Below are 12525 nucleotides of genomic sequence, written 5' to 3' on the forward strand. Positions count from 1 at the left end.
AAGCGGCGTTTCGCCAATAGGCCGCTTCTTCTTGGGGAATGGCCCTTTGTTTTACAACAAAGTCCCTTGGAAATGTGGACAGGTGGCCGAGTGGTTAAAGGCAGCAGACTGTAAATCTGCCCGGTTTTCCGTACGCTGGTTCGAATCCAGCCCTGTCCACCATCTACCCCTTCAGTTTCCGGCATGGCTATCTGTGTAGATCGTTCGATCGATGCGGGAATTTGGCGTTTGGTGATGCAGCCCTAGTCGTTTTTGGTGCGTGATGGTAACATAGCTTATGAAGAAGAAGCGGCGCTATCTCACGGCCACCATGGCGGATGGTTATGTCAAAACCATCGGACCAACCGCCGATAGCTTCACCCATTATTGGCGGATCGTGGCCGAACTTGAAAGCGGCCAGACCGAGGTTTTCTGGGGACATTGCCGGTCGCTTGCGGAAGCCAAGCGCAAGCGCGTACCGGCCGAAGAAGCTGCAAGGATGCGGAAATGGAAGAGTTTCGCGTTCGAAATTGCGGAGCTTGTTGAAACCCCGGCCTGAAATTGCCCGGTAGGCTTATCGAGCGGTTTTCTGTCGGATTTTTTCGACGAAAAGCGTCAGGAGCAGATGCGGGGCAGCCAGTACGGAAAGGGTGCGAAAAGCCTCCGCTGTCATCAGCGATGATTGCCCTGTAAAGAAGGCCGGCGCGAAGACAGCCATTCCCAAAGCGCAGATGATGCAGATGGCGCTGCCATAGACCCAGAAACGCTGCACGGGCCAATTGGGTAAGTCGCGTACCAAGCTTCGCATGTGCAAAGGGGAATGCAGAAATACGAAAAACAACAGGAATCCGAACTGGGGCGGCAGAGTTGCAAGGGCGGCAAAAGCGGTAAGTTGCGCCAGTGCCCAGCCGATATTTCCGGATCGGGCGGCTTGGCCCATGCCCACCAGGGTCACCAAAATGGCGACAGGCGTGATGGCAACCAAGATGCGGCGCAGCCATTCCGCTCCATCGCCGGCCAGCACGTTGAAAATGAAGCTCACCTCTTGCGGATGGGCAATTGCAGGTATGCACAGGATGGACGCACCCGCCATGATCCGCAGCAAGCCCGATTCGATCATTCGCCAATCTTCACCGAAGTGCGCAGCGGAAAGAGCGAGGAATAGCCCCAAGGCCAAAAGTGGTTCGAAAAACCAAGTTGCGGCCATTGCAGCGGCGACGCCCAGATAGGCGGCAACCAGAATAGCTGCAGACGACCATTTCAATTGGAGCGCCTGCTTGGCCAACGCGATATCGAACGCGCCATGCGGCAAACCGCCGATAAGAATGAGTGCCGCAGCAGCGGCCAAGGCGATGTTGCTGGACAGAGAAACGTCCAACATTGCCAGCGCGATGATGACAATCAAGGCGGGCCAGAAAAACATGGGGACCGGCACATTCTTTGGAAATGCGCCGGTCCCTTCAGCGGAAGGCGACCAGTTTTCTGTGACTGATCGGCTGAGTTCCATTTGTTATGCCGAGGCGGCTTCTGCTTCCGACTTGCGGACAGCGATCACCCAGATCAGCACGCCAACGGCGGCCTTGGCGACCAGGTCAGCAATTGTGTAGCCGATCTGGATTGCGGTTTCGGCCGTTCCGCCCGAGATATTTGCATAGGGTGCCATATAGACAATCGGGTAGAAACCCCACGATGCGAACGTCAGCAAACGGGCTTTCTTGACCAGTTCGCGCACGCTTTCGGGTTGGCGTTCGATCGATGCGCTCAGGCCGCTGAACAATTCCCAGATGATGTAGAGGAACGGAATAGCAGAGAGCGTGCCCCACAGAGCGCGGGTCGGGATGTCGGTGGCGATTTCGCCGGGATAACCCAATACGATCATCAGCGCCGCAGCAAAGCCGAGCTTGGTTGCCTTGCTGACAGTTTCTTCACGGCTCAAACGCATGACCAGCACGAGTTCGATCAGCAGCAGCGGCACAGTTAACAGCCAGTCAACGTAGCGATAGGCATCGTTAAAGGCGTAACCGGTTGCGGTAAGGACGCCATTTTCGAACATATATGCTGCTTCCCAGCTTTCGAAAATGCGCCAATAATGGTAGGCTGCAATGGCGCAAACCAGACCGGAAATGGTTACGGCTGTCTTATAATTGTCTGAAACTTGCGACCGACCAAGCCAAAGAAACAGCGTTGCCGCCGCCATGGTCGCAAAGGTGAATGAAAAAGCGTTATAAACCAGTAGATACTGGAATGGACTAATCAACTCCATGTTTTCCTCCTTAAGTAGCGGAACATAGGTTTCGCTGCATTTCGGAGAGGTCCCTGTTGAGCATACCCCTCTCCCCTATTTGCTGAACCTCAAATGTAAAAAGGGGTATCAGCGGGTAACATTTTTCACGTGTGGCCGATATTAACTATACGGCTTTTTCTTGGGCGGGCTTTGCCCCTACGGGATTCCAGAGGGGGCCGCTTTTCAAACGCAAAGCAGCGGATTGGCTTTTGCTGGATTGAGGCCTGTCAGATTTCCCAATTTTCTGCGACGCCACGATATCCCGCAGGCGCTCTCTCACATGAAACTATAGGGATCCACATCAACGCCGATGCGCACGCCGCGCGGGAAATTTAGGCTGCCGAGCCATTCGCGCAGTATCGCCTGCAGTTCGACCGTACGTTGGGCATGGACGAGGAGCCGCTGTCGGTGGCGGCCGCGCAGCATGGCAAGCGGTGCGGGTGCAGGGCCATAGACATACATGCCATCGGTCTTGGGGGCGCTGCCGCCAATGGCGCGGGCTGCTTGAATGGCCTCGCCTTCATCTTCGGATGACACGATAATTGCGGCATAGCGGCCGAAGGGCGGGGCCCCGGCGCGTTGGCGTTGCGCCGTTTCGGCGTCATAAAATCCGTCGCGGTCGCCATTGACCAGCGCTGCGATAACCGGGTGCGAAGGGTTGCGCGTCTGGATGAAAACCTCTCCCGGCTTTTCCGCACGCCCGGCGCGGCCGGCGACCTGTGCGATTTGCTGGAAGGTTCGCTCTGCGGCGCGCAGATCGCCGCCTTCCAATCCCAGATCGGCGTCAATCACGCCAACAAGCGTCAGGTCCGGGAAATGATAGCCCTTGGTAACAAGCTGCGTCCCGATGATGATATCAATCGCCTTTTCTTCGACCATGGCGACAAATTCGGCAGCCTTTTCGGGCGACCATAATGTGTCAGAGGTGGCGACGATGGTGCGCGCATCGGGCAACAGCCTTTTCACCTCTTCGCAAATCCGCTCCACACCCGGGCCGCACGGCACCAGCGCGTCTTCAGTGCTGCATTCGGGGCAGGCGTCGGGCGGTGGCATCACATGGCCGCAATGGTGGCAGGCAAGGCGGCGCACCAGCCGGTGCTCGACCATCCATGCGGTGCAATTGGGGCATTGGAAACGGTGGCCGCAACTGCGGCACAGCGTTAGCGGCGCATAGCCGCGACGGTTGAGGAACAACAGGCTTTGTTCGCCGCGTTCCAGCCTGTCTTCGAGTGCGCGCAGCAAGGTGGGAGCAATCCAGTGTCCGCGTTCGGGCGCATCCTGCGTCAGATCTATAGCGGCGACCGTGGGAAGTTGTGCTGCGCCAAAGCGGGAGGGTATTGCAAGACCGGTATATCGGCCGATGGATACCATATGCCGACTCTCAATAGCGGGCGTCGCACTTGCCAGCACTACCGGAAAGCCCTCGAACTTGCCGCGCATAACGGCAACATCGCGTGCATGATACCGCACGCCGTCTTCCTGCTTGAAACTGATTTCATGGGCTTCGTCGACGATGATCAGGCCCGGCTTCGCAAAGGGCAGGAACAGCGCGGATCGCGCGCCGGCAACAACTTGCACGCGCCCCTCTGCCACGCCGCGCCAGACGCGCCGGCGCTGCGTCTGCCGCATGCCGCTGTGCCATGTGGCAGGCTCTACACCAAAGCGCGTCTCGAAGCGCTGGAGAAATGGTTGCGTCAGGGCAATTTCTGGTAATAAAACAAGTACCTGTTTGCCATATTTCAAAGCTTCTGCGACAGCTTCGAAATAGGTTTCGGTCTTTCCAGAACCCGTGACGCCATCAAGCACAATCGGTTCAAATTGCCCGGTGCGCACCGATGCGCGCATCGCTTCTGCGGCTGTTTCTTGTGCGGCGTTCAGTTCAGGCTGGTGATGGCCCGGATCGGGATTGGTGAAAGGGCTATCGACGGCGACGCTGACCGGTTCGAGCGCGCCGGCTTTGACCAGCCCACGGATCACCGCTTCGCTCACACCGGCTTGCTCTGCCAGTTCGCGCACCAGCCCCTGGGCATCGACCAGTGCATCCAGTGCCGCCGCACGTTGCGGCGTCAATCGTGCGGGCTCCACCCCGGACGGACGATATTCGGTGATTGTGCCGCCTGACGAGAAGGCTGCTGATGATGACAAAACCATGCGCAGCACCGCGGCATGGTTGGCGAGATAATAATCGGCCACCCAATCGACCAAGCGGCGCAGCCCTGGCGCAATGGGCGGTACGTCGACCAGTTCGATGATGTTACGCAAACGGGTTTCGTCAATCGGCTCGTCGGCGAAAAAGCCCTCGTCCCAGATCACGCCGATCAGTTTGCGCGGGCCCAGCGGAACCACCACGACTGAACCGGGTCCTGCATCCATCCAGTCAGGCAGGCGATAGTCCAGCGGCCCGATCGCCTGTGTCAGGAGGATAACGCGGACGCGCGTTCCAGTCGGGCGGGGGCGATTCATCGCTGCGATATAGAACGCAAGGCCAGTGTCGTCATCCTCCACCTGCAGCAATCGTTCATCGTGCGGCCATCAAATGAATGATAACAGAAAGATAAGGACCAGAGGAGCTTTGCCATGACCATGAATTTCGACCGTCGCCAATTGATGCTGGCAGGGCTTGCCGGCACGACATTGCTGTTGCCGGGTTGCCAGTCGGCGCCACGCATCAGCCTGACCGAGATCATCCGCAGATTGTTGACCTATTCGTCACAAAATGCCTTTGCAATGCTGCTCCAGCCGGGCGGTTTTTACGATAATTCTGTTGCGCGCATCGCCTTGCCCGACGAATTTGGCGGCGGTCGGGGCACGACCCTGTTGTCCGCGATCTTGCAGAGCCAGACGTTCCGCGACCGCTTGCAGCGCCAACTTAACCGTGCAGCAGAACGAGGCGCAGAACGGGCGGCGCCGCTTGTTGCGGACGCGATTCGCACAGTCAGTATCGACGCCGCTCAGGAAATCGTGCGCGGGAACCCGCAAGCCGCAACAGCCTTCCTGCGCGGACGAATGGGGCCCGCGCTGCTTGATGCGATGCTGCCCGGGGTTAGCGACGGCCTGCGGGTTTTTGACGATCAGGTCATCAATCGCGCCGTGCAGTCGGTGACCGGTTTTGACATGGCAAAGCTTGGGCGCGACATTACGCGCCGCGCCGAAGATTCAATATGGGCCGCAATCGGTGCCGAAGAGGCTGCGATCCGCGCCGATCCGCGCCGGACCAATGATCCGTTGCTGATGGGTGTGTTTGGGGTGACGAACCGGCTTTAGCGCTGCGGCGGGGAGGTTGCGTCGCCACCCGCATCGCCCAGTTCAGATCCGCCATCGACATTGATGATAGCGCCCGTCACATAGCGTGCGGCATCGCTGGCCAGCCATAGGCAGGCATCGGCGATGTCGTCCTTCGTACCCCAATCGCGGAGCGCGATGCGGCCTTTGCTGGCTTTGACATAATCCTCATTGGGCGCCAGCCGCGCCATGCCTTCAGTATCGCCAATCGGGCCAGGCGAGACGGCGTTGACGCGCACGCCTGCAGGGCCCCATTCCATGGCAAGACATTTGGTAACCTGGTTGACGCCGGCCTTTGCCGCACAGGCGTGAATTTGGTTCATCATCGGCCGCACGGCCTGGCCTGCGGTAATGGCCACCAGTGAAGCGCCCGGTTTGCGCAGATGCTGATAGCTGGCGTGGAAGACGTTGAAGGTACCGAGCAGGTCGATATCGATCACCGTCTTGAAGGCATTGGCGCTCATTCCGAGCGCTGGCGCAAGGAAATTGCCCGCTGCACCTGACAGCACGATGTCGATCTCGCCAAATGTGTCGCGGCAATGGGCGAATGCCTCGGCGACCTTGGCATAATCGCGCACATCGCAGGCCATGCCGATTGCGTCGCCGGAAATGGTTGCGGCGGCGGCGGCGATCTTTTCTTCGCTGCGACTGATCACCATCACTTTCGCGCCAGCTTGGGCATAACGTTGTGCGATCCGCAGGTTGATCCCCGATGATGCACCTGCGACAAAAGCCACCTTGCCGGCCAGTAATTCAGGGTTGAAAGTGTCGGTCATCGCTTGATCCTCTCTCCGTCGATTATGCGCTGTGCATTAGGCGCAAGTTTTGCCAATAGGCAATGCAGTGATTCCACCCGCAAAAGAAAGAGCCGCTGGCCCATGAAATTCTTCGCCGATACCGCCGAAATCGCCGACATCCAGGAACTGGCTGCTACTGGTCTTCTTGACGGGGTGACGACCAACCCGTCGCTGATAGCTAAGTCGGGCCGCGATTTTATCGAGGTGACGCGCGAGATTTGCGGTATCGTTGATGGGCCGGTGTCGGCTGAAGTCGTCGCGCTTGACCATGTAACGATGATGAAAGAAGCCGAAGTGCTGCGTAAGATCGCAGACAATGTCTGCATCAAGGTGCCGTTGACGATCGACGGCCTCAAGACTTGCAAGGCGCTGACCAGCGACGGCACGATGGTCAATGTCACGCTCTGTTTCTCTGCCAACCAAGCGCTGTTGGCAGCCAAAGCCGGCGCGACCTTCATCTCGCCCTTTGTCGGCCGGCATGATGACAATGGTTTTGACGGTATGCAGCTGATCAGCGACATTCGCCTGATCTATGACAATTATGATTTCGCGACTGAGATCCTTGTCGCCAGCGTGCGTCATGGCATCCATGTGCTTGAAGCCGCCAAAATAGGCGCTGATGTGATGACCGCGCCGCCATCGGTGATCAAGGGGCTGTTCAAGCATATCTTGACCGACAAGGGCATCGAAGGCTTCCTCGCCGACTGGGCAAAGACCGGACAGGCGATCGGTTGATTTTGATCTAAATGCATGACCTAATGCCCTATCGGCAGGAGGCGGAGCATGCAAAAGATCGACAAGCGGTTTCTCGGAGTGGGTGTTGCTATAGGCGCGGGTTTGGGCGTTGCCACTGGCAACTTGGCTATCTGCCTTGCACTCGGCGTGGTTTTTGGGCTGGTAGTGGGCAGGTTTAAGGCGCGAAAACCCTGAATTTGCATCGGGCCTACTAGAAAAGGTTGGAAAACAGATATGGTGTTGACCGCGCGCATCGCCCGACAGGGTGGCCCTGAAGTCATAGAATGGGTGGATGTCGAACTGCCGCCGCCCGGCCCGGGCGAAGTTCGGATGCGCAACCATGCAATCGGCCTCAATTTCATCGATACCTATCATCGCAGCGGCCTGTATCCGGTAAAGTTGCCGAGCGGCCTCGGCGTTGAGGCTGCCGGAGTGATCGAGGCGGTGGGCGAAGGCGTGACCGGCTTTGTCCCGGGCCAGCGTGTCTGCACCTTTGGGCCGATGCTGGGCGCCTATAGTGAAGCGCGCAATATTCCCGCCGCCGCCCTTTTTGCAACGCCCGACGGGATTAGCGATGAGGTGGCCGCCGCCGCCTTGCTCAAGGCCTGTACGACAGAGTTTCTCGTCGAACGGTGCGCACGGGTCGAGGCAGGCTGGCCGGTTCTTGTCCATGCTGCGGCGGGCGGAGTGGGCCTGCTGCTCGTACAATGGCTCAAACATGTCGGTGCGCGGGTGCTTGGCACGGTCAGTACGACGGAAAAGGCGGAACTTGCCCTGCGGGCCGGTGCAGACGAAGTGCTGGTTACATCGGCTGGCGTCGATGTGGCCGCTGCTGCGCGGGCATTTTCCGGCGGTAAGGGCGTGCGGGTCGTCTTTGACGGGATCGGCCATGATACATGGGAGATTTCGCTCAACAGTCTCGCGCCACGCGGCCTGATGGTCAGCTATGGCAATGCCAGCGGCGGCGTGACCGGCGTGGAACTCGCGCAATTGTCGAACAAGGGCTCATTGTTCGTCACGCGTCCGGGGCTGTTCCATTATTATGCCGATCGGGACGAGCGCAAGGCAGGCGCGGAGCGCGTGTTCGACATGCTTGCAAGCGGTGCAATCAGCGTGAGCATCCACCAGCGTTATGCTTTGCAGGATGCGGCGCAGGCGCATGTCGACTTGCAGGCGCGTAAAACTTCTGGTTCGACGCTTCTGTTACCCTGATCGGCTATTGACGGCAGCAGAAAGTCTTGCGCACAAAACCCTAAAGGCTATTGGCCGTATAGCAAGGAAAGGCGGGTTGGGCCTAGCATCGGGGAAATAAAATTTCCCGAGGACAGGTCAATGAACAAGCCCGAAATGGTGTTTCCCATCGCACATATCCATTATGATGACGAGATTGACGACAGCGGCAAGGTTGTCGTTCCTGACGATGTGCTGGATGCAATCAAGACGCTGATCCGCTGGACCGGCGACGATCCGGCGCGCGAAGGCCTTATCGATACACCGCGCCGCGTCGGCCGTGCTTGGCGCGAATATTGCGCCGGTTATGCCGAAAATCCGGCGGAGCATCTGTCGCGGACTTTTCAGGAAGTCGGCGGTTATCACGAACTGGTGCTGCTGAAGGACATACCGTTCCAGTCGCATTGCGAACATCATATGGCGCCAATCATCGGCAAGGCGTCGATCGCCTATATGCCGACGGATAAGGTTGTAGGCATTTCCAAGCTGGCCCGCGTGCTCCACGGCTTTGCCCGCCGGTTGCAGGTGCAGGAACGGCTGACCGCCGAAGTAGCCAATTGCATCTGGGAACATCTGAAACCCGAAGGCGTTGCTGTCGTGGTTGAGGCGCAGCATGGCTGCATGACCGGGCGCGGCGTAAAGGTGCATGGCGTCAACATGGTCACATCGAAACTGCATGGCTGTTTCCTTGAAAATGAAAGCAGCCGCAGGGAAGTGATGAGCCTGATGGGTTATTGAAGGCTTCCCCTCCTGATGCAGAGCGGTTAAAGACCGCGCATCAGAGGGGGCTGCCTTGAACGACCAGAATTTGCATCCCGAACAATTGGTTGGACGCCTCGCGGTCGGTACGCTCGATCGTCTCGTAAACCTGCTCTTTGCCCGGCCGGTGCAGATCGTGCCGTTGCTTTTCTTCATCGTGTCGCTTCTCGGCGCCTTTGCCCTTTCGCGAACCGCCGCGACGGAATCCGGCGAGGCAACCCGCTTTGTCGATGCCTGGTTTACAGCAATTTCCGCGCTCTGCGTGACCGGCCTATCGACGCTCGACGTGCCAAATCACTGGTCGTGGATGGGCGAACTAACGATCATGCTGCTGATCCAGCTGGGCGGGCTGGGGCTAATGAGCGCATCGGTCCTGATCGTCGCCCTGTTCAGCAGGACCATAGGTTTTGGGATCCGCCGTGGGGTGGCGGCCGAAAATAGCGGTATCACACCGGGCAATGTAAGGCCGCTGCTCAAGCTGATTATCATATTCACCTTCACTTTCGAGGCAATCATCGCCCTGTGGCTCGCCGGCTGGCTTTGGCTCGGCCATGGCCTGCCGCTGGGCGAAGCGGCGTGGAAAGGGCTGTTTCACGCCGTCTCTGCCTTCAACAATGCCGGCTTTGCCTTGTGGAGCGACAGTTTGATGGGCTTCCAGTCGGACTGGATCTTCCTTTCGCCGATCATGCTGGCGATCATCGCTGGCGGCATCGGCTATCCTGTTTATCGCGACCTGTGGACGCAGCGCGGCTGGAAACGGATCAACTTGCACGGAAAGCTGACGCTTTACGGCTATGCCTTCCTGCTGGTGGTCGGCGCGTTGCTCTTCATCATTCTTGAATGGAACAATGGTCGGACGATGGCACCGATGGGTGCATCAGGCCATATTCTCAACAGCCTGTTCATGTCGGTTACGTCGCGCACCGCAGGTTTCAATACCGTCGACATTGGCGCGTTGAGCGACCAGTCGCTAATGCTCACATCGATGCTGATGTTTATCGGCGGCGGCAGTGCGGGGACGGCAGGCGGCGTCAAGGTGGCGACGGTGGTCGTCATCCTGTTGATCGTCTGGTCGGAAATTCGCGGCAAGCCTGATGTTGAGGCGTTTGGCCGCCGTATCGGTGACCATAATCAGCGCCGTGCGATTTCAGTGGTCGCTTTTGCCGCTGTGCTGGTGTTGGGGCTTGGCTATCTGCTTGTTGCTCTATCGCCACATCTGAAGCCGCGCGACGCGATGTTTGAAGCGGTATCGGCTTTTGCCACGGTTGGGCTGTCCACCGGAGTGACCGCCAAATTCACAGATTCCGGCAAATATCTGCTGATTGCACTGATGTTTATCGGCCGGGTCGGGCCGATCACGCTCTTTGCGGCGCTCGCTTCCCGGCGAAAGCCGGTCCGTTACCATTATCCGAAGGAGGATGTGCTCGTTGGCTAGAAAAGCAAAGGCAGAGAAAAAGAATGTCGCGGTGATCGGTCTTGGCCGTTTCGGCGAGGCTGTGGCGCTGCGGCTCAACGATCTGGGGCATGAGGTCGTCTGCATCGATGAGAGCCTCGATATCGTCCAGCATCTGGCCGACGATCTGCCGCATGTTGTGCAGGCGGATTCGACCGATGCGGAGGCGCTACGTGCGCTCGGCGTCAATGAGGTGGATTATGCCGTGGTCGCCATTGGCGCCAGCCTGGAGGGTAGCGTGCTATCGGTGCTCGCGCTGCAGGAACTGGGCATAGCCGAAATCTGGGCGAAGGCCTCAACGCGCCAACATGGCCTGATCCTCGAACGGCTGGGGGTGTCGAAAGTCGTCTACCCCGAAGCGGACATGGGCAAGGCGCTGGCGGAGCAATTGTGCGGGGCGTGAGGGGAATGGAGCGGGGAACCGAGCCCAGCGATCGATTAGAAGTCGATGGTTGCTGCCAGAAGGCTTGCCGCAGATATTGGCACCACGGTTGCCAGACTAGCTATCATTGTGGCGCGATAAAGGTAGCGCGCGGGTAGCCGCTTTCCTTTTCGCCAACAAAAAGGCCGCCCGGTCTTGCGACGGGGCGGCCCTTTGGTGCGTTTGGAAGCGATCAGGCTTCGTCGGCGTCGGCCGAAAGACCTTCGGCAGCCTTGGCGGCAGCCTGTTCTTCCTTCAGCTTTTCGATACGAGCAGCGTCGGCAGCATCGGCTTCGTCAGCAGCAGCTTCGCGAGCTTCAGCCATTTCGATTGCCTGTGCAGCCAGTTCAGCCTGTTCGTCTTCGAACATCTGGTCGATGACGTTGACGCCGTCCTTCTGCAGTTCGGCTTCATCGTCCGAACGGGCGACGTTGACGGTGACATTGACCGAAACTTCCGGGTGCAGAACAACTTTGACGTCGAAAACGCCAAGGGTCTTGATCGGGCGTTCGAGCACGATCATTGCCTTTGCGACCTTCGCGTCCTGTGCATTCAGGCCGTCGACAATGTCCTTCACCGAAACCGAGCCGTAAAGCTGGCCGGTGTTCGAAGCAGCGCGGATCAGGACGATCTGCTTGCCTTCGACATTGGCTGCATGCTTTTCGGCATCGCCGCGACGGTTGGCATTGTCGGCTTCAATCTTCGCACGGTTGGCTTCGAAGACCTTACGGTTGGCTTCGTTGGCGCGAAGTGCCTTCTTGTTGGGAAGCAGGAAGTTACGTGCATAGCCGTCCTTGACGTTCACGACGTCGCCGATGTGGCCCAGCTTTTCCACGCGTTCAAGCAGGATGATTTCCATGGGTTCTACTCCTTACTTGACGACATAGGGCATGAGGCCGAGGTGCCGGGCGCGCTTGATCGCCTGGCTCAGCTCACGCTGCTTTTTGGCCGAAACGGCAGTGATACGCGACGGGACGATCTTGCCACGTTCAGAGATATAACCCTGAAGCAGACGGACATCCTTATAATCGATGCGCGGGGCTTCCTTGCCCGAAAAGGGGCAGGATTTGCGACGGCGGAAAAACGGACGTGCCATGGATCAAATCTCCTCTTCGCGGCGGGGACGGGGCGCGCGATCGCCACGGTCAGGGCGGTCGCCACGATCACCACGATCACTACGTTCTTGCTTGCGCATCATCACCGACGGGCCATTTTCATGCTCTTCGACGCGGACAGTCATGTACCGGATCACGTCTTCGTTCATGCGAGTCTGGCGCTCCAGTTCGGCAATTGCCGGGCCTGATGCTTCGACGTCAAGCATGACGAAATGCGCTTTGCGGTTCTTCTGGATCTTGTAGGCAAGGCTACGAAGGCCCCAAGTTTCGGTCTTTACGACCTTGCCCTGATTCTCTTCGATGATCTTGGTGGCATTTTCAGCCAGCGCGTCTACTTGGGCCTGTGACAGGTCCTGGCGCGCCAAAAAAACATGCTCGTACAACGGCATGGGCGTTTCCTTACATTGGCCGATCGCTGACGCCGCCCCATGCGGTCGCCCCTCCGGCTTTCTTTACTTCGGCCGGGAAAG

At 58.5% G+C, this 12525-nt stretch carries 15 protein-coding genes and 1 tRNA gene; 9 read left to right on the top strand and 7 right to left on the bottom strand.

The annotated features are described in order from the left end of the window. The first annotated feature begins 76 nt into the window (after positions 1-76). Positions 77-162, top strand: a tRNA-Tyr gene (locus RSE16_08070). Positions 163-277: 115 nt separating this feature from the next. Next, entirely contained in the window at positions 278-538 is a 261-nt protein-coding gene (locus tag RSE16_08075; GenBank protein WRH74692.1) for a hypothetical protein, read from the top strand. Positions 539-553: 15 nt separating this feature from the next. Here RSE16_08075 and RSE16_08080 read toward each other — a convergent pair whose 3' ends face one another. From RSE16_08080 to RSE16_08090, 3 genes are all read right to left on the bottom strand, one after another. Continuing rightward, entirely contained in the window at positions 554-1486 is a 933-nt protein-coding gene (locus RSE16_08080) for a Brp/Blh family beta-carotene 15,15'-dioxygenase (GenBank protein ID WRH74693.1), read from the bottom strand. A gap of 3 nt (positions 1487-1489) precedes the next feature. Beyond that, complete coding sequence (locus RSE16_08085) at positions 1490-2242, bottom strand: bacteriorhodopsin-like (protein ID WRH74694.1); 753 nt, start codon at positions 2240-2242, stop codon at positions 1490-1492. 297 nt (positions 2243-2539) lie between these two features. Beyond that, positions 2540-4726: a primosomal protein N' gene (locus tag RSE16_08090; protein ID WRH74695.1), complete on the bottom strand. Its 2187-nt coding sequence runs from the start codon at positions 4724-4726 to the stop codon at positions 2540-2542. Between the two features lie 114 nt (positions 4727-4840). Between RSE16_08090 and RSE16_08095 the strand changes: the two genes are divergently transcribed. Next, positions 4841-5527 (top strand): DUF4197 domain-containing protein, encoded by a 687-nt coding sequence (locus RSE16_08095; GenBank protein ID WRH74696.1) that lies wholly within the window; start codon positions 4841-4843, stop codon positions 5525-5527. Here RSE16_08095 and RSE16_08100 read toward each other — a convergent pair. Continuing rightward, positions 5524-6321 (bottom strand): SDR family oxidoreductase, encoded by a 798-nt coding sequence (locus RSE16_08100; protein WRH74697.1) that lies wholly within the window; start codon positions 6319-6321, stop codon positions 5524-5526. The two genes, RSE16_08095 and RSE16_08100, sit on opposite strands and share 4 nt — an antisense overlap. 102 nt (positions 6322-6423) lie before the next feature. Here RSE16_08100 and fsa point away from each other — a divergent pair, with 102 nt between their 5' ends. From fsa to RSE16_08130, 6 genes are all read left to right on the top strand, one after another. After that, a complete protein-coding gene (gene fsa, locus RSE16_08105; GenBank protein WRH74698.1) occupies positions 6424-7077 on the top strand; it encodes a fructose-6-phosphate aldolase in 654 nt (217 codons plus the stop codon). Positions 7078-7125: 48 nt separating this feature from the next. Beyond that, the gene (locus RSE16_08110; protein WRH74699.1) at positions 7126-7272 is read left to right on the top strand and encodes a hypothetical protein; all 147 of its coding nucleotides are present in this window, start codon (positions 7126-7128) and stop codon (positions 7270-7272) included. Between the two features lie 39 nt (positions 7273-7311). Next, positions 7312-8289: a quinone oxidoreductase gene (locus RSE16_08115; GenBank protein WRH74700.1), complete on the top strand. Its 978-nt coding sequence runs from the start codon at positions 7312-7314 to the stop codon at positions 8287-8289. Positions 8290-8424: 135 nt separating this feature from the next. Next, positions 8425-9045 carry a GTP cyclohydrolase I FolE gene (folE, locus tag RSE16_08120; protein ID WRH77323.1) on the top strand — a complete coding sequence of 207 codons (621 nt, stop codon included), beginning with the start codon at positions 8425-8427 and terminating at the stop codon, positions 9043-9045. 55 nt (positions 9046-9100) lie between these two features. Next, positions 9101-10501: a potassium transporter TrkG gene (locus tag RSE16_08125; GenBank protein WRH74701.1), complete on the top strand. Its 1401-nt coding sequence runs from the start codon at positions 9101-9103 to the stop codon at positions 10499-10501. Beyond that, a complete protein-coding gene (locus tag RSE16_08130) occupies positions 10494-10922 on the top strand; it encodes a TrkA family potassium uptake protein (GenBank protein ID WRH74702.1) in 429 nt (142 codons plus the stop codon). The genes RSE16_08125 and RSE16_08130 overlap by 8 nt, the downstream gene beginning before the upstream one ends. A gap of 211 nt (positions 10923-11133) precedes the next feature. Here RSE16_08130 and rplI read toward each other — a convergent pair whose 3' ends face one another. From rplI to rpsF, 3 genes are read right to left on the bottom strand one after another with little or no spacing between them, the layout of a single operon-like run. Further along, positions 11134-11799, bottom strand: coding sequence for a 50S ribosomal protein L9 (gene rplI / locus RSE16_08135; GenBank protein ID WRH74703.1), 666 nt, complete (start codon positions 11797-11799; stop codon positions 11134-11136). Positions 11800-11811: 12 nt separating this feature from the next. Continuing rightward, entirely contained in the window at positions 11812-12036 is a 225-nt protein-coding gene (gene rpsR / locus RSE16_08140; protein WRH74704.1) for a 30S ribosomal protein S18, read from the bottom strand. 3 nt (positions 12037-12039) lie between these two features. Further along, entirely contained in the window at positions 12040-12444 is a 405-nt protein-coding gene (gene rpsF, locus RSE16_08145) for a 30S ribosomal protein S6 (protein ID WRH74705.1), read from the bottom strand. Positions 12445-12525: the final 81 nt, after the last annotated feature.

It is taken from the genome of Sphingobium sp. (assembly GCA_035196065.1).
GTDB lineage: Bacteria > Pseudomonadota > Alphaproteobacteria > Sphingomonadales > Sphingomonadaceae > Sphingorhabdus_B > Sphingorhabdus_B rara.